The organism is Streptomyces sp. NPDC048643 (assembly GCF_040650615.1).
Lineage (GTDB): Bacteria > Actinomycetota > Actinomycetes > Streptomycetales > Streptomycetaceae > Streptomyces.
In genome coordinates this window covers 38,066-53,807 of sequence record NZ_JBEZHO010000015.1, presented here as the reverse complement: position 1 = coordinate 53,807, position 15,742 = coordinate 38,066, and the positions used below count along the sequence as shown (strand labels likewise).

The 15,742-nt window shown below is 71.2% G+C and carries 15 protein-coding genes and 1 tRNA gene; 3 read left to right on the top strand and 13 right to left on the bottom strand.

Annotated elements, in window-relative coordinates:
- Nucleotides 1-48: 48 nt before the first annotated feature.
- The 4 genes from AB0C62_RS17390 to AB0C62_RS17375 all read right to left on the bottom strand — a co-directional run bounded on the left by AB0C62_RS17390 (nt 49) and on the right by AB0C62_RS17375 (nt 3,731).
- Nucleotides 49-234, bottom strand: a complete 186-nt coding sequence (locus AB0C62_RS17390; RefSeq protein ID WP_267051063.1) for a hypothetical protein — start codon at nt 232-234, stop codon at nt 49-51.
- Between the two features lie 148 nt (nt 235-382).
- Nucleotides 383-1,267 carry an SDR family oxidoreductase gene (locus AB0C62_RS17385; RefSeq protein ID WP_164374025.1) on the bottom strand — a complete coding sequence of 295 codons (885 nt, stop codon included), beginning with the start codon at nt 1,265-1,267 and terminating at the stop codon, nt 383-385.
- A complete protein-coding gene (locus AB0C62_RS17380) occupies nt 1,264-2,202 on the bottom strand; it encodes an alpha/beta hydrolase (protein WP_362973955.1) in 939 nt (312 codons plus the stop codon). Before AB0C62_RS17380 ends, AB0C62_RS17385 begins: the two co-directional genes overlap by 4 nt.
- Nucleotides 2,199-3,731, bottom strand: a complete 1,533-nt coding sequence (locus tag AB0C62_RS17375) for an NAD(P)/FAD-dependent oxidoreductase (RefSeq protein WP_362973953.1) — start codon at nt 3,729-3,731, stop codon at nt 2,199-2,201. The genes AB0C62_RS17380 and AB0C62_RS17375 overlap by 4 nt, the downstream gene beginning before the upstream one ends.
- A gap of 298 nt (nt 3,732-4,029) precedes the next feature.
- Here AB0C62_RS17375 and AB0C62_RS17370 point away from each other — a divergent pair, with 298 nt between their 5' ends.
- The gene (locus AB0C62_RS17370; protein ID WP_362974137.1) at nt 4,030-4,662 is read left to right on the top strand and encodes a MerR family transcriptional regulator; all 633 of its coding nucleotides are present in this window, start codon (nt 4,030-4,032) and stop codon (nt 4,660-4,662) included.
- Between the two features lie 62 nt (nt 4,663-4,724).
- On the opposite strand, the gene AB0C62_RS17365 is transcribed toward AB0C62_RS17370, so the two are convergent.
- Nucleotides 4,725-5,528: an exodeoxyribonuclease III gene (locus AB0C62_RS17365; RefSeq protein WP_362973951.1), complete on the bottom strand. Its 804-nt coding sequence runs from the start codon at nt 5,526-5,528 to the stop codon at nt 4,725-4,727.
- Nucleotides 5,529-5,666: 138 nt separating this feature from the next.
- On the opposite strand from AB0C62_RS17365, the gene AB0C62_RS17360 reads away from it, so the two are divergent.
- Nucleotides 5,667-6,143, top strand: coding sequence for a GNAT family N-acetyltransferase (locus tag AB0C62_RS17360; protein ID WP_362973949.1), 477 nt, complete (start codon nt 5,667-5,669; stop codon nt 6,141-6,143).
- Nucleotides 6,144-6,278: 135 nt separating this feature from the next.
- On the opposite strand, the gene AB0C62_RS17355 is transcribed toward AB0C62_RS17360, so the two are convergent.
- From AB0C62_RS17355 to galU, 7 genes are all read right to left on the bottom strand, one after another.
- A tRNA-Ala gene (locus tag AB0C62_RS17355) sits at nt 6,279-6,352 on the bottom strand.
- Between the two features lie 97 nt (nt 6,353-6,449).
- Nucleotides 6,450-7,712, bottom strand: a complete 1,263-nt coding sequence (gene glpR / locus AB0C62_RS17350) for a gephyrin-like molybdotransferase receptor GlpR (RefSeq protein WP_362973947.1) — start codon at nt 7,710-7,712, stop codon at nt 6,450-6,452.
- Between the two features lie 173 nt (nt 7,713-7,885).
- Nucleotides 7,886-8,575, bottom strand: coding sequence for a GNAT family protein (locus AB0C62_RS17345; RefSeq protein ID WP_362974135.1), 690 nt, complete (start codon nt 8,573-8,575; stop codon nt 7,886-7,888).
- Nucleotides 8,572-9,105, bottom strand: coding sequence for a MogA/MoaB family molybdenum cofactor biosynthesis protein (locus tag AB0C62_RS17340; RefSeq protein WP_362973945.1), 534 nt, complete (start codon nt 9,103-9,105; stop codon nt 8,572-8,574). The genes AB0C62_RS17345 and AB0C62_RS17340 overlap by 4 nt, the downstream gene beginning before the upstream one ends.
- Entirely contained in the window at nt 9,102-9,614 is a 513-nt protein-coding gene (gene moaC / locus AB0C62_RS17335) for a cyclic pyranopterin monophosphate synthase MoaC (RefSeq protein ID WP_362973943.1), read from the bottom strand. Before moaC ends, AB0C62_RS17340 begins: the two co-directional genes overlap by 4 nt.
- 161 nt (nt 9,615-9,775) lie before the next feature.
- Nucleotides 9,776-11,098, bottom strand: coding sequence for a gephyrin-like molybdotransferase Glp (glp, locus tag AB0C62_RS17330; RefSeq protein ID WP_266614426.1), 1,323 nt, complete (start codon nt 11,096-11,098; stop codon nt 9,776-9,778).
- A gap of 5 nt (nt 11,099-11,103) precedes the next feature.
- Nucleotides 11,104-12,006, bottom strand: coding sequence for a UTP--glucose-1-phosphate uridylyltransferase GalU (galU, locus tag AB0C62_RS17325; RefSeq protein WP_362973941.1), 903 nt, complete (start codon nt 12,004-12,006; stop codon nt 11,104-11,106).
- 133 nt (nt 12,007-12,139) lie between these two features.
- Here galU and AB0C62_RS17320 point away from each other — a divergent pair, with 133 nt between their 5' ends.
- Nucleotides 12,140-12,715, top strand: coding sequence for a 5-formyltetrahydrofolate cyclo-ligase (locus AB0C62_RS17320; RefSeq protein ID WP_362973939.1), 576 nt, complete (start codon nt 12,140-12,142; stop codon nt 12,713-12,715).
- Nucleotides 12,716-12,815: 100 nt separating this feature from the next.
- On the opposite strand, the gene AB0C62_RS17315 is transcribed toward AB0C62_RS17320, so the two are convergent.
- Nucleotides 12,816-15,572 carry a penicillin acylase family protein gene (locus tag AB0C62_RS17315; protein WP_362973937.1) on the bottom strand — a complete coding sequence of 919 codons (2,757 nt, stop codon included), beginning with the start codon at nt 15,570-15,572 and terminating at the stop codon, nt 12,816-12,818.
- Between the last annotated feature and the right edge of the window lie 170 nt (nt 15,573-15,742).

Sequence of the window (15,742 nt, the reverse complement as noted above, 5' to 3'; positions counted from 1 at the left end):
TGCCCTCCGTGCGGAGGGCACCCCGACTCATGCAGAACGGAAGGCCGATCAGGCGTCGAAGTCCTGGTCGAAGCGGTCCTGCGCCTCCTGCCGGGCACGGTCCGTGGCCGGCATGGCGTGGTCGCGCTCCTGCGGGGAACGCTCGCTCGCCTCGTCACGCGCGGCGCCCGGCTTGCCCTTGGCCTTCTGCTGAAGACGCTCGGCCTTGTCCTTGAACTGGTCCTGCATGCCCATGAGATTCACTCCCGTAGTGGGTGAGGGGGGTCGGCCCGATCCCGTCGATCCCGTTGCGAGGGACGGGTGTTCGGGCCTCGATCAGACTGACACGCAGGGACGTACCGCGCATTTCGATCAGTCACGCTCCGTGAGACCCCCCGGTGAATCAGGGTGCCGACGCCTCCCGCTCCTGCTCGTCGGCCGCTCCGCCGGCCCCGACGAGCCCCGTCCGCACGGTGCCGAGCCGCGGCTCGAACCGCCGCATCTCCCGCTGCCCGACGGCGCCGATGATCCCGGGCAGATACCCGCGGATGCCCTGCATCCCGCGCAGCCACCACTGCGCGTACACATGGCTGGAGCGGCGCTCGATCCCCGCCACGATCCGGTCGACGGCCGGACCCAGCGGATACGTCTTGTTCGACGGCCACGGCAGCCGCTGCCGCAGCTCCCGCATCACCTCGTCCTGGTCGGCGCCCCGCACCATGTCCGTGTCCGTCCACGACAGGTACCCGACGCCCACCCGGACGCCCTTGTAGCCGACCTCGGCCCGCAGGCTGTGCGCGTACGCCTCCACACCCGACTTGGACGCGCAGTACGCCGTCATCATCGGAGCCGGCGTGATCGCCGCCAGCGAGGCGATCTGGAGCAGGTAACCGCGGCTCTCCATCAGCACCGGCAGGAACGCCCGCGCCGTCACCGCCGACCCGATCAGGTTCACCTCGATCACCCGCCGCCAGGCGACCGGGTCGGAGTCCAGGAACGGACCCCCGCTCGCCACCCCGGCGTTGGCGACGACGATGTCGACCTTGCCGAACCGCTGCTTGACCTCCTGGGCGACCCGCGCCATCGCCTCGTGGTCGGTGACGTCGGCGTACCAGTGGTCGCTCTCGCTGTGCAGCCGCTCCGAGACCTGCTTCAGCGCGTCCGCCTCCAGGCCGACCAGGGCGATCTTCGCCCCGCGCGCGGAGAGCTTGCGCGCGAGCAGCTCCCCGACGCCGCGCGCCGCCCCCGTGACGACCGCGACCTGTCCTTCGAGACTCACCTTGCTCATGCGCCCTCCTTGATCTCTTCGATCTTCCCGGCGGTCTGCGTGTACGTCGTGACGAGTTCCCGGATCCGGGCGGTCACGAGCTCCGGCGCCTCGATCGGCGTCATGTGCCCGACCCCCGCGAGTTCGGTGCTGCCGACGCAGTTCGGCAGGGCCGCCACCAGGGCCCGCGCGTGCACGACCGGGGTCAGCCGGTCCGCCGTCCCCGCGATCACCGCCGTCGGCACCCGCAACTCCCGTACGCCGTGGTCGAGATCGAGCGACTCCAGGACCGCCGACCAGGCGTGCCGCACGGTCCGCGGGCAGGCGTGCACGATCCGCGCGCAGGCGTCCACCATCAGCGGGGACGAACCGGCGCCCATGGTCGCGTACTTGAGGATCCGGCGGGCGACCGGTGTGACGGGCCCGAGCGGCGCGCGGGAGCCGAGCACGGCTCCGGTGACCCGCGTCCGGAGCCGGCCGGCCCGCAGCGGGACGACCCGCGACTCGGCGACCAGCCGGGTGCTCCCCGTGCTGCACAGCAGCGCCGCCGCCGCGTGCTCCGTGAAACGGGGCCGGGTGGACGCCGCCATCAGCGTCATCCCGCCCATCGAGTGCCCCACGAGCACCGCCTTCTCGCCCGGCGCCAGCGTGGCCGCGAGCACCGCCTCCAGGTCGTCGGCGAGCGCGTCCGTGCTGCACAGCTCGCTCGCCGGGCTGCGCCCGTGACCGCGCTGGTCGTAGGCGACGACTCGGTGGTCGACGGCGAGGTCCCGGATCTGCGCCGCCCAGAAGGCCGTGGAACAGGTCCAGCCGTGCGCCAGGACCACGGCGGGCGCGCCCTCGGGGCCGTGCACCTCGACGTGCAGGGTCGCGCCGTCCGCGGAGTGCGCGACCAGTTCCCGTACGGGCGGGGGCGGCGCGTACACCCCGTGCGCGTCGTGCGTCAGCCGGCTCACGCCTCCGCCACCGCCTTCTTCGTGCGGGTACTCGTCACCGCGGGTCCGGGTGCGGGCTCCGCCGCCCGCACCACCTCGTACTCCGCGAGGTCGACCCGGCGCGTGGCGCCCCGGAACTCCGTCGTGGTGCCGGGCCACACGGTCGTGTTGACGCCGTTGGCGTCGAGGTACCAGCTGGTGCAGCCGCCGGTGTTCCACACGGTGCGCTTCATCCGCTCCTGCACGCGGTCGTTCCAGGCGTCCACGGCCGCGGGCCGCGCGTCGAGCGCCACGCGCCCGCCGAGGACGTCCAACTGCCGTACGAAGTCGGCCATGTAGTTCAGCTGGGACTCGATCATCAGGATCATCGAGGAGTTCCCGAGCCCGGTGTTGGGCCCGATGATCGTCATCCAGTTGGGGAAGCCGGCCGCGGTCGCGCCGCGCAGCGACTTCATGCCGTCCTTCCACGCCTCGGCCAGCGTCCGGCCGTCCGCCCCGACGACGCGGTCGGCGATCGGCATGTCCGTGACGTGGAAGCCGGTCCCGAAGACGATCGCGTCGGCCTCGGCCCTGCTGCCGTCGGCGGCGACCAGCGTGGAGCCCTCGATCCGGGTGAGGCCGGAGGCCACGACGTCCACGTTCGGCTTCGTGAGCGCCGGATAGTAGGCGTTCGACAGCAGGATGCGCTTGCAGCCGATCCGGTAGTCGGGCGTCAGTTTCGCGCGCAGCGCCGGGTCCTTCACGGCGCGCGCGATGTTCCGCTTGGCCAGCCGCTCGACCAGGCCGAGTTCGTCGGGCCGCTTGGTGAACGCCTGCACCTGCAGTTCCCGGATGCCCCAGAGCAGTCCGCGCCGGGCCTGCGTGGTGAAGGGCAGCTGCCGGTGCAGCCACCGCTCGGCGCCGGTGATCGCCCGGTCGACGCGCGGCATCACCCACGGCGGGGTGCGCTGGAACAGGGTGAGCCGGGAGACGTCCGGCTGGATCGCCGGCACGATCTGGATGGCGGAGGCCCCGGTGCCGATCATGGCGACGCGCTTGCCGCGCAGGTCGTAGTCGTGGTCCCAGCGGGCGGAGTGGAACACCTCGCCGGTGAACGTGTCGATCCCGGGGATCTCGGGGATCTTGGGGTCGGACAGCGGCCCGGTCGCGGAGACCACGAGGTCCGCCGTGAGATAGCCGCTGCTCGTCTCGATCCCCCAGCGCAGCTTCTCCGCATCCCAGGTCATCATCTGCACCTCGGAGTTGAACCGCAGGTGCGGGCGCAGCCGGAAGACGTCGGCCACGTGTTCCAGGTAGGCCCGGATGTGCTCCTGGCCCGAGAAGGTGCGCGGCCACTCGGGGTTGGGCGCGAACGAGAACGAGTACAGGTGCGACGGCACGTCACAGGCGCACCCCGGGTAGCTGTTGTCCCGCCAGGTGCCGCCCACGCTGTCGGCCCGTTCCAGGACGACGAAGTCGGTGATGCCCTCGCGGCGCAGCCGCACCGCGGCCCCCAGCCCGCCGAACCCGGACCCGATCACCGCCACCCGTACATGCTCGTGCTCGGTCATCCCGACGCCTCCCTGGTCCGCACGACTCTGCCAGTGAACACTGGCGCAATCGGAGCGTAGAACAGCTTCGTACTGATGGGTAGGGGTCGGGGACGGGAAAGTTACCGGGGGTACGACGTAGGGTGCGCAGGTGGCCGAGGGATCAGGAAAGCGGGGCGCCGGGGCGCGAGCGCGGGGCGCGCGGACGCCGGGGAGCGGTGCGCGCGGCGTCGGCCCACGGGCGCGCGCGACCCGCGAACAGGGCCCGGGCCCGCTCGCCGACACCGGCCTCCCGGACCCCGGCGGGCACGAGTACCGCATGGAGGAACTGGCCGAGAAGGCCGGCATCACCGTGCGCACCCTGCGCTTCTACCGGGAACGCAAGCTCATACCGCCGCCCCGGCGCGAGGGCCGCATCGCCTGGTACGACGACACCCACCTGGCCCGCCTGCGCACCATCTCGGCACTCCTGGAACGCGGCCACACCCTCAACGGCATCGCGGAGCTGGCCGAGGCCTTCGACCACGGGCGCGACGTGGGCGAGCTGCTCGGCCTCGGCGAGCCGACCGAGGAGACCCCGGTCCGCCTCTCCCCCGAGGAACTGGCCGACGTCTTCGCCGGGCAGGCGACCCCGGAGAACCTCGCCGCCGCGCTCGACCTCGGCTATCTCGGCACGGACGGCGGCGAGATCGTCCACATCAGCCGCCGCCTGCTGGACGTCTCGGCCGCGCTGGTCCGCGAGGGCATCCCGCTCGCCGACGTCCTGCGGGCGGCCCGCCGTGTGCGCGACCACACCGACGCCCTCGCCGAACTCTTCACCACCCTGGTCCTCACCGAGGACCGCACCCCCCAGGACCTCCACCGCCTGCGCCCCCTCGCGAAGAGCGTGGTGGAAGCGGAACTGTCGATGGCCCTGGACCGCCGGCTGCGGGGCAACGACCACCAGGACTGAGGCACGTCGGGCGCCCGCACCCCGGCGATCGGGACGCGGGACGCCACCCGGCGCCGCCCGGCTCAGAGGTCGTAGACGACCGTCACCGGCGCGTGGTCGGACCAGCGCTCCTCGTGCGTGGCGGCGCGCTCCACGAACCCCTTGACCGCCTTGCCCGCGAGCCCCGGTGTGCAGACATGAAGATCGATCCTCCACCCTGAATCATTGTCGAAGGCCCGCCCCCGGTACGACCACCACGAGTAGGGCCCCTCGGTGTCCGGGTGCAGGGCGCGGACGACGTCCACGTAGCCGCCGTCGGACGGGTCGAGGACCTGGCCCAGCCAGGCACGCTCCTCGGGCAGGAAGCCGGAGTTCTTGCGGTTGGCGCGCCAGTTCTTGAGGTCGGCCTCCTGGTGGGCGATGTTCCAGTCGCCGCAGACGACGACCTCGCGCCCGTCGGCGGCGGCCCGCTCCCTGAGCCCCTTGAGGTGGCCGAGGAACTCCGCCATGAAGCGGATCTTCTCGTCCTGCCGCTCGGTGCCGACCTCGCCCGAGGGAAGATAGAGGCTCGCCACGGTGACGCCGGGCAGGTCCACCTCGACGTAGCGGCCGGAGGCGTCGAACTCCTCGGACCCGAAGCCGACGCGGACGGCGTCCGGCTCGCGGCGTGTGTAAAGGGACACACCGGCGCGCCCCTTGGCGGCGGCGGGGGCGTGCACGACGTGCCAGCCCTCGGGCGCGCGCACCTCCTCGGGGAGCTGCCCGGGCTCGGCCCGCACCTCCTGGAGGCACAGCACGTCCGCGGAGGTCTCCGCGAGCCACCCCACGAAACCCTTCTTCGCGGCGGCCCGGAGCCCGTTCACATTCACAGAGGTCACAGTCAGCACCCGGGCACGATACTGAACCGGTGGGCCCGACCCGAACTCGATCACCCGCCCGGCCGGACGGGAGGCACCGTTCGTGCCGGTCCCGCACGACGCGTCACCACTCCATCACCCACACCGCATAGATGTACGGTATTCCGCATGAACATCCGCCAGGTCCCCTTCGACCATCCCGACGCCGTCAAGCTCAACGACCAGGTGCAGGGCGAGTACGCCGAGCGCTACGGCGACGGCGGCGACGCCACGCACCTCGACGCGTGGATGTTCGCCCCGCCCGTGGGCCTCTACCTGATCGCGTACGACGAGCGGGACCGGCCGGTGGCGACGGGCGGCTGGCGCACCCAGGACGAGAACGCCGAGGCCTACTCGGACGGCGACGCCGAACTCAAGCGCATGTACGTGGTCCCCGAGGCCCGCGGTCTCGGTCTGGCCCGGCGCGTCCTGGCCGCCCTGGAGGAGGACGCCCGTGCGGCGGGCCGCGTCCGCATGGTCCTGGAGACCGGCGCCAAACAGCCCGAGGCGGTGTCCCTCTACGCGTCGAGCGGCTATGCCCCGTGCGCGAAGTTCGGCTACTACCGCTTCCACGACCTGAGCCTCTGCTACGCCAAGGCCCTCTAGGACCCGGCGTCCGGATCGGGCGCCGACCGGAGCGGGCCTCCAGGGGCCCGCTCCACGGCGGGAGTTGTCCGCGTCACGGTGCGGACATGGCAAGAGCCCCAGCCGGATCTCTCCGGCTGGGGCTCTTGGCTGCGGTGGACCTGTGGGGATTTGAACCCCAGACCCCCTCGATGCGAACGAGGTGCGCTACCAGACTGCGCCACAGGCCCTTGCAACGAGTGAAACTCTAGCATCCCGATCGCGGTGCTTGGAAATCCGTTCCTGGCTGGTCAGCCGGGCCCTCCCGGGCGCCGGTCGGCCGGCTTCTCACTCGTTGGCCGCACGCGGCCGTTCGCCGTCCTCGTACTGGTCGAAGAGCGGGGTGCGGCCGCGCTCGCGGGCGCGTCGCGCCGACGCGGCCCGGCGCGCGTCGCTGCGGCCGTCGTCCGCCGCCTCCGCGCAGTCGTCGTCGCACTCGGGGTTCTCCTCGGCCGGTTCGGCCTCGTGGGCGCTCGGCTCGACGGAGCTGGACCGCGCGGAACTCCAGGCGTCCGGCGCCCCGAGGTCGACGTCGGAGGTGGCCCGCGGCGCGACGGGCGCGGTCACGTACGTCGGCAGGGGAACCGGCACCGGGTCCCAGCTGTCGCCCTGTCGGGGGCCACGCTGACGCTCGCGCTGCTGGTCGACCCACTCGGCGTGGTCCGTCTGCTCGACAAGGGCGCGACGGTCCGCGGCGAGCGCGGAGAGCCCGGTGTCGGTGTCGGCCCCTGGGCCTTCCTCCGGTTCGTCCACCGCGAGGTCGGCGGCCGCCCGGCGGCGGGGCTGACGCTCCCGCAGCCGCTGCGCGGCGACCTCGGCCCGGCGGCGGTCCATGACGTAGGTGAAGCGCCGACGCTCCTGGGCCCGCAGGTACACGATGTAGGAGCTGAGCATCACGGCCGGCACGGCGGGCGCCCAGAGAAGCCCGAGGCCGCCGACGGCCGCGACGATCGCGCCGAACGTGAAGGCGAGGAAGAGCATGACCGTCGTACGCCGGCGGCGCGCGAGGACCTTGACGCGCCGGGCCCGCGCTTCGGCTTCCGCCGAGAGCGCCCGCCGCACGCCGGGTGCGCGGCCCGCCGCGGACGACGTGGCCTGCTGGGGCGCGGACTTGGCCGGGTGTCTCGGCGCGGACGCGGACGACTGCTGCGGTACGGGCCGGGCCGGGCCCGGTGTCTCGTACGTCCGGCCGCCGGGGGTCTGTTCCGCCTGGGCCGGCTCCGGTTGCTGCACCCGCTCCTGGACCTGTGGCCGGTGCTGGACCGCCGTCTGGGGCCGGGTCGGGGGCATGGCGAAGGCCCGGACGTCCACCGAATCGGTGGCGTCGTCCGGATCGGCGTCGGGCTCCCCCTCGTCGGCGGAGCGCGCCCGCAGGTCCTTGGCGTATCGGCGCTCCATGCCCGCCCGTCCGGACAGCAGCCGGATGGCGGTGCTGAAGCGTTCCGTCGGACGGGCTTCGTTCAGCTCGTCCTGCCTACGGAGCCACATCGGCACCAAGTAGGCGGCCCAGGCCCCGACGATGACTGCGTAGATGAGGCCGCTGCTGCTCACGCCTCACACGGTAGAGGGGTTTGTGTGAGGCCATCTGCCAATTGCGCCGGTGTGTCGCACGATCTGGCTGATATTTCGAGCTTTTTTTGTGACCGATGCGATCAGCAGGCCACCGGGAGCGCGAAATTAATGCCCCGAGCTGATCGCTCAGCGATCAATTTCGAACACCTATTTCATTTACCGGCGTTGCCCGGCGCGCTCGGGTTCTGCGATCCCGACTGATCCGGTCCCAGCTGTTCCGGCCTGGTCTGGACCGATCGGCCGCGCCGCCAGCGGGTGAGCAGTCCTTCGGGCACTTCCTCCGCGGTGAGCGCGAAGACGAGATGGTCCCGCCACGCGCCGTCGATGTGGAGATAGCGCGGGCGAAGCCCTTCCTCGCGGAATCCGAGTTTCTCCACGACCCTTCGGCTGGGCCGGTTCTCGGGGCGAATACAGACTTCGACGCGGTGCAGTCCGACCGTACGGAAGCAGTGGTCGGTCACCAGCGCCACCGCCGTCGGCATCACTCCGCGGCCCGCGACCGACTGGTCCACCCAGTAGCCGACGTGCCCCGAGCACATCGAGCCCCAGGTGATCCCGGCGACGGTCAACTGACCGACGAGCCGCCCCTGGTACTCGATCACGAAGGGCAGCATCCGACCCGCGTTGGCCTCGGCCCGCAGGTGCCGGACCATCTGACGGTAGGTCGGCCGGTGCGCGATCGGGCCGCTCGGTGTGGGCGGCGGAATGGTCGCCTCCCAGGGCCGCAGCCAGTCGCGGTTGCGCCGGTTGACCTCACGCCACGTCCGCTGGTCGCGCAGCCTTATCGGCCGGAGGACGACGTCGCCGTCCACCAGCTCGACGGGCCAGGATGGGCTGTTCAGCACGCACCCCCACTGCCGCTGGGTCTGAGGTGGTCGCCGCCGCGGAGCTGGTCGACGGCGTGGACGAGAAGGGGCTCCAGGACGGCCAGGCCGTCCTTCACCCCGCCGGGGGAACCCGGCAGGTTCACGATCAGTGTCCCCCGGGCGACGCCGGCCAGCCCGCGGGAGAGCGCCGCGGTCGGCACCTTCTCCCGGCCGAACGCCCTGATGGCCTCGGGAATGCCCGGGATCTCGTGGTCGAGCACCCGCAGCGTCGCCTCGGGGGTGCGGTCGGTCGGCGAGATTCCGGTGCCGCCGGTGGTCACGATGACGTCGTAGCCCGCCTCGACACCGGCGCGCAGCGCGGCCTCCACGGGGTCACCGTCCGGCACGACCTTCGGCCCCTCGACCGCGAAGCCGAAGGAGGAGAGTCCGGCGGCGATCAACGGGCCGCCCCGGTCCTCGTAGACACCTGCGGAGGCGCGGTTGGAGGCGGTGACCACCAGGGCTCGGTAGGCCCGCTCGGCGGCCGGGCCGGTGCCGGCGCTCATGTCCGGCTCCAGTCGCCGGACTTCCCGCCCGTCTTCTCTTCCACCCGTACGTCCGTGATGACCGCTCCCTTGTCGACGGCCTTCACCATGTCGATCACGGTGAGGGCCGCGACACTGACCGCCGTGAGGGCTTCCATCTCGACGCCGGTGCGGTCGGTCGTCCTGACGGTGGCGACGATCTCGACGGCGTCGTCCGCGACCGACAGGTCGACCGTGACGCCCGACACGGACAGCGGGTGGCACAGCGGGATCAGGTCCGGGGTGCGCTTGGCTCCCATGATCCCGGCGATGCGGGCGGTGGCGAGGGCGTCACCCTTGGGAACTCCCTCGCCGCGCAGCAGCTCGACGACGCCGGGCGAGACCAGGACACGGCCGCTGGCGCGCGCGGTGCGCGCGGTCACGTCCTTCCCGGACACGTCGACCATACGGGCGGCGCCCGCCTCGTCGATGTGCGTCAGTCGGTCCTGCACGGGGGGTCCGGAGGTGTCCCCCCGGGACGGAACAGTCATGTGCGTGGGCGCTCCCGGTCAGGGCCCGTCGCGGTGCGGCGCGTGGGCCTGGTGTGCGCGACACGTTACCGCCCGGTCGTCCGCCGCCACGCCTCCGTGATGAGCGTGCGCCCCTCTCGTGACCCGGCGGTGCGTCGGCGGGCGGCCCGGCTCCCGGCCGATCAGCCGAGCAGGACGACCTCGACCTCGGTGCCGGGCTCGACCGAGGTGGCGCTCTCGGGGACGACGATCAGCGCGTCGGCGTGCGCGAGGGCCGCGACCAGGTGGGATCCGGCGCCGCCGACGGGAGTCACCGTGCCGTCCGCGTAGGTGCCGCGCAGGAACTGGCGGCGGCCCTCGGGCGAGGTCAGCGCCTTGTCCGCGGCGAGGGTGGCCCGGGTGGTGGGCCGGTGGACGTCCTTCAGGCCCGCGAGCGTGCGGATGGCGGGGCGCACGAAGAGCTCGAAGGAGACGTACGACGACACGGGGTTGCCCGGGAGCGCGAGCAGCGGGGTGTGGTCGGGGCCGATGGAGCCGAAGCCCTGGGGCTTGCCGGGCTGCATGGCGAGCTTGCGGAAGTCGATGCCGCCGCCGGCCTCGTCCTCGTCGCCCACCGAGGACAGCGCTTCCTTGACGACGTCGTAGGCGCCGACGCTCACGCCGCCGGTGGTGACGACGAGGTCGGCGCGGATGAGCTGGTCCTCGATGGTGGCGCGCAGGGTCTCGGCGTCGTCGGCGACCGCGCCCACGCGGTAGGCGATGGCGCCGGCGTCGCGGGCGGCCGCGTACAGGGCGAAGCTGTTCGAGTCGTAGATCTGGCCGGTGCCCAACGCCTCGCCGGGCTGGGCGAGTTCGCTGCCGGTGGAGAGGACGACCACGCGCGGGCGGGGCCGTACGCGCACGGTGGCGCGGCCGATCGCGGCGAGCAGGCCGATCTGCGGCGGGCCGAGGATCGTGCCCGCTTCGAGGGCGCGGTCGCCCGCCTTCACGTCGCTGCCGGCGGCGCGCACGTGCGCGCGTGCCTCGGCGGCGCGGTGGATGTGCACCTGTCCGAAGGCGCCCTCGGGGGAGGCGCTGTGCGCGCGCATCCCGGTGACCGGGCCCTCTCCGAGGCCTCCGTCCGTCCACTCGACGGGGACGACGGCCTCGGCGCCGGGCGGCAGCGGGGCACCGGTCATGATGCGGACGGCCTGGCCGGGGCCCACGTAGGGCGCCTCGGCCTGGCCGGCCGCGACATCGCCGACGACCGTCAGGACCGCCGGGTACTCCTCGCTCGCGCCCGCGACGTCCGCGACCCGGACCGCGTACCCGTCCATCGAGCTGTTGTCGAAGGGCGGCAGGGACACCGGCACCGTGACGTCCTCGACCAGGACGCAGCCCTGGGCGTCGAGGAGTTGCAGCTCGATGGGTTCGAGGGGGCGGACGGTGCCGAGGATGTCCTCCAGGTGGTCGTCCACCGACCAGAGGTGATCCTGGCCGGCGGTGCGGGTCGCGGCGCTGCTCAAAGTCCCTACATCTCCTCGGCTACGTACCTTCGAAGCCAGGTCCGGAAGTCCGGTCCCAGGTCTTCACGTTCGCACGCGAGTCTGACAATGGCACGCAGGTAGTCGCCACGGTCGCCGGTGTCATAGCGGCGGCCCTTGAAGACGACGCCGTGCACGGGGCCGCCGACCTTCTCGTCGGAGGCGAGCTGCTGGAGGGCGTCGGTGAGCTGGATCTCGCCGCCGCGGCCGGGCTCGGTCTTGCGCAGTATGTCGAAGATGTGGGGGTCGAGGACGTAGCGCCCGATGATGGCGTAGTTGCTGGGAGCGTCGGCCGCGTCGGGCTTCTCGACCAGGCCCGTCACCTTCACGAGGTCGCCCTCGCCGGTGGGTTCGACGGCGGCGCATCCGTAGAGGTGGATCTGCTCGGGCGCCACCTCCATGAGGGCGATGACGCTGCCGCCGTGCTGCTCCTGGACCTCGACCATGCGGGCCAGCAGGGGGTCGCGCGGGTCGATCAGGTCGTCGCCGAGGAGGACGGCGAAGGGTTCGTGGCCGACGTGCGGGGCCGCGCACAGGACGGCGTGACCGAGTCCCTTGGGGTCGCCCTGGCGCACGTAGTGCATGGTCGCGAGGTCGCTGGACTCCTGGACCTTGGCGAGCCGGCCGGCGTCGCCCTTCTTCTGGAGCGCCGATTCGAGCTCGTAGTTGCGGTCGAAGTGGTCTTCCAGCGGGCGCTTGTTGCGGCCCGTGATCATCAGGACGTCGTCAAGACCCGCCGACGCGGCCTCTTCGACCACGTACTGGATCGCCGGCTTGTCGACGACCGGCAGCATCTCCTTGGGAGTGGCTTTGGTGGCCGGCAGGAACCGGGTGCCTAGGCCTGCCGCGGGGATGACAGCCTTACTGATCCTGGGGTGTGACTCAGTCATGCCCGTAACCATATCCGGTGGCTATGTGCTGAATCTGTGGCTCCGGTTAATTCGCTCTCATATGAGCGCATTGAGAAGAGTACGGGAGCGACCTGTGAGCCACCTGGGACCCGAACCGGACCCTACGAAGCGAATGTTGCGCCGAGGGTTCCTGTCGGTGAGAACCGGGTTGACGGACGATGACGTGCGGAAGTCCGCCGCGGCGCTCGCCGTTCGGGCCCTGGAACTCCCCGAACTGGCGCACGCGCGCTCGGTGGCGGCGTACGTCTCCGTGGGGAGCGAGCCCGGCACCCTCGCACTCCTGGACGCGCTCCACGCGCGCGGGGTGCGGGTGCTGCTGCCGGTCCTGCTGCCGGACAACGACCTGGACTGGGGCGTGTACGAGGGGGCCGGTTCCCTCGCACCGGTCCGGCACGGCACGAGAATGGCCCTTCAGGAGCCCGTGGGTGCGCGGTTGGGCCCGGAGGCCGTCGGGGGCGCGGACGTGGTCCTGCTGCCCGGTCTCGCCGTCGACGGGCGCGGAATGCGGCTGGGCCGCGGCGGGGGTTCCTACGACCGCGTCCTGGCCCGCCTGGAGCGGGCGGAGGCCGATCCCGCGCTGGTGGTGCTCCTGTACGACACCGAAGTCGTCGAGCGGGTACCGGCGGAGGCCCACGACCGGCCCGTCCACGCGGTGGTGACCCCTTCCGGGGTGCGCCGCTTCCGCTGACCCGCGCCCGGAACGCGAAGTGGCCCTCCACGCGTGCGTGGAGGGCCACTTCGGCCGGACCCGGAGGCGAGGCGTCACGCCCCGCCGGTCTCCGCCGCTGTCACGGTTCGAGGACGAGGGTGTCGCTCGTCCTCTTGTCGACGGCCTTCTCCGAGAAGGCCCAGGGCAGGAGTTCGCCCTTGGCCCACAGATCCGTCTGATCCGTGTAGTGCGCGCTGTACGCGTGCCCGCTGGCTCCCGACAGGTTGATCCACTTCGACTTGTCGAGGTCGCCGAGGTTCACGACCATCCGCATCGAGGGAACCCACACCACTCCGTAGCCGCCCGCCGCGTTCCAGCCGGTCGCGTTGACCGTCGCCTCGCCGCCGCCGAGCTTCCAGGGGCCGCGGTTGAGCATGTACTGGAGGAAACGGGGGCCTTCGGTACCGAGGGTCTGGTTCTTCAGGAACAGGCGGTGCAGCCGGCCCCAGCTCCAGGTGTCGATGTCCTTGCCGAGCTTGGCGGTCAGCTCCCAGCGGGCGTCCCGCAGAGCGCGGCCGAACAGCTCGTCACGGGTGTCCGTCGCCTTCTGGGTGCGCGTCTTGGGCAGCTTCCACCAGTCGTTCTTCTCATCGTTGATGATCTTGCGGACGACCTCGAACCACCGGTCGCCGCCGTCCGGCTGCGCCTGGTCCGCGTCGCGCTCGCCGCACTCGCGCACCTTCTGGTCCTCGTCCGCGGGACCCGTGGTGTCGACCCGGTCGACGTTCAGGCACTGGCCCTTGACCCGCAGTTCCTTGGGCAGCTTGTTGCCGAAGGCGAGCTTGAGGATGTTGCGCCAGGTGGCGTTGAAGTAGGCGGCCGCCGCGGAGTCGGAGTCCTGGGTGTAGTCCCAGCCCTCCAGGAGCTTCTGCGCCTCGCGCACGTCCTTGTCGGCCACGTCGATCTTGAGCAGCTTCGGCACGATCAGCTTGGCGATCTCGCTGCTGTTGTCGAGCTGCATCTGCCGCATGTCGTCGGTGGAGATCTTGCCGCCGCCGTTGATCTTCGACTCGATCAGGTCGTTGATCCGCTGGCTGCGGGTGCCGTAACCCCAGTCCGTGGTGAGCGTGTAGGGGTACTTGTCCTTGTCGACGACCGCCTGGTTCGCGGTGACGATGTAGCCACGCTTCGGGTTGTACTCGTAGGGCAGCGCGGACTGCTTGATGTAGCCGGTCCAGCGGTACTTGGACTCCCAGCCGGGCGAGGGGAGCGAACCGTCGTCACCCTCGGCGCGCGTCGGGATCTTCCCCGGCAGCTGGTAGCCGATGTTGCCCTCGGTGTCGGCGTACACGAGGTTCTGCGAGGGCACGTCGAAGGACGTGGAGGCCTTGCGGAACTCGGTCCAGTCCGAGGCCTTGTCCATCTCGAAGACGGCGTCCATCGACTTGCCGGGGTTCAGCGCGGTCCAGCGCAGCGCGATGGCGTAGCCGTCCCCGCGGTCGGGCGCCCCGGCGTCGACGCCGGCCTTCTTGCCGACCTTGACGAGTTCGTCGTCACGGTCGGAGAGCAGCGGCATGCCGTCCTCGGTCGAGCGGACCACGATCGTCTTGCTCGCCCCGCCCGCGACCTTGATGGTCTCCTTGCGGGTGGTGAAGGGCAGCACCTTGTCGTCGTACTCGTAGCCCTCGCCGGTGATCTTCTCCAGGTAGAGGTCGGTGACGTCGACCCCGGAGTTGGTCATGCCCCAGGCGATGTCCTGGTTGTGGCCGATGACCACGCCGGGCATCCCCGCGAAGGTGTAGCCGGCGACGTCGTACTGACACTTGGCGGAGAGCGTCGTGCAGTGCAGGCCCATCTGGTACCAGACCGAGGGCAGCGAGGCCGACAGGTGCGGGTCGTTGGCGAGCAGCGGCTTGCCGGTGATGGTGTGGCTGCCCGAGACGACCCAGGAGTTGGAGCCGATGCCGTTGCCGTTGACGCCGACGGCGGTGGGCACGTTGTCGAGCACGTCGTAGAGGCCCGACAGCTGGCTCTGGAACCCGGAGGGCGCCTCGGTGTTGCCCGTGAGCCCCGTGCCCGCCGTGGACGTCGAGCCCGCGGCGGTGCCGGTCGGCGAGTACGCCCCGGTGACGCCGTCGTACGCGCCCTCCTGGACGATCGCCTTGTTCCGGCTGTACGGGTACTCCGGGTACAGGTCGGCGATCTGCTTCGGGCCGAGCCGGCTCGTCATCAGCGAGCGGTCGATCTCGTCCTGCATGTTGCCGCGCAGGTCCCAGGCCATCGCCTTGAGCCAGGCCACGGAGTCGACCGGGGTCCACTGCTGGGGCGTGTAGTCGTTGCTGAAGCCGAGGGCGGCGTACTCCAGGGAGATGTCCTTGCCGTCCTTGCCCTTCAGGTAGGCGTTGACTCCCTTGGCGTACGCCTGGAGGTACTTCTTCGTGGAGGCCGACAGCTTGGTGTCGTACTCCTTCTGTGCCACCCGGTTCCAGCCCAGGGTGCGCAGGAACTCGTCGTTCTCGACCTGGCCCTTGCCGAACATCTCGGACAGCCGGCCCGAGGTCATGTGGCGGCGCACGTCCATCTCGTAGAACCGGTCCTGCGCCTGGACGAAGCCCTGGGCCATGAACAGGTCCTCGTCGGACGAGGCGTAGACCTGGGGGATGCCGTTGCCGTCGCGCTTCACGTCCACCGGGCCCGACAGACCGTCGAGCTTTATGGAGCCCTTGGTCTGCGGGAAGGACGCGCGCACGGTGCTGACCCCCCAGTACCCGCCGAAGGCGATGCCCCCGATGACGGCAAGAACCAGGACAATCAAGAACAGTCGGGCTTTGCGCCCCTTCTTCCTGCCGGACTTGCCGGGCTTTTGGCCGGAAGAGGCGGTGGTGTTGGGGGGCATCGCTGTCCTTGCTGTCCTAACGCGAGCGGCAGGCGGTCCTGGAGTGCTGGAGCAACCATAGGCGCAGGGCCCACCGCGCCTTGACGCGGAGTGGGGAACCGGGAAGCACGAGCGTTCGATCTTGCCTCCCGGAACGTCAAGAAAGCGTCAAGAGTTAGGTAAGGTAACGA

Coding starts and splice junctions, on each gene's coding strand:
- AB0C62_RS17390 (WP_267051063.1), bottom strand. CDS start 234: ATGGGCATGCAGGACCAGTTCAAGGACAAGGCCGAGCGTCTTCAGCAG.
- AB0C62_RS17385 (WP_164374025.1), bottom strand. CDS start 1,267: ATGAGCAAGGTGAGTCTCGAAGGACAGGTCGCGGTCGTCACGGGGGCG.
- AB0C62_RS17375 (WP_362973953.1), bottom strand. CDS start 3,731: ATGACCGAGCACGAGCATGTACGGGTGGCGGTGATCGGGTCCGGGTTC.
- AB0C62_RS17370 (WP_362974137.1), top strand. CDS start 4,030: ATGGAGGAACTGGCCGAGAAGGCCGGCATCACCGTGCGCACCCTGCGC.
- AB0C62_RS17360 (WP_362973949.1), top strand. CDS start 5,667: ATGAACATCCGCCAGGTCCCCTTCGACCATCCCGACGCCGTCAAGCTC.
- AB0C62_RS17340 (WP_362973945.1), bottom strand. CDS start 9,105: ATGAGCGCCGGCACCGGCCCGGCCGCCGAGCGGGCCTACCGAGCCCTG.
- moaC (WP_362973943.1), bottom strand. CDS start 9,614: ATGACTGTTCCGTCCCGGGGGGACACCTCCGGACCCCCCGTGCAGGAC.
- galU (WP_362973941.1), bottom strand. CDS start 12,006: ATGACTGAGTCACACCCCAGGATCAGTAAGGCTGTCATCCCCGCGGCA.
- AB0C62_RS17320 (WP_362973939.1), top strand. CDS start 12,140: ATGTTGCGCCGAGGGTTCCTGTCGGTGAGAACCGGGTTGACGGACGAT.
- AB0C62_RS17315 (WP_362973937.1), bottom strand. CDS start 15,572: ATGCCCCCCAACACCACCGCCTCTTCCGGCCAAAAGCCCGGCAAGTCC.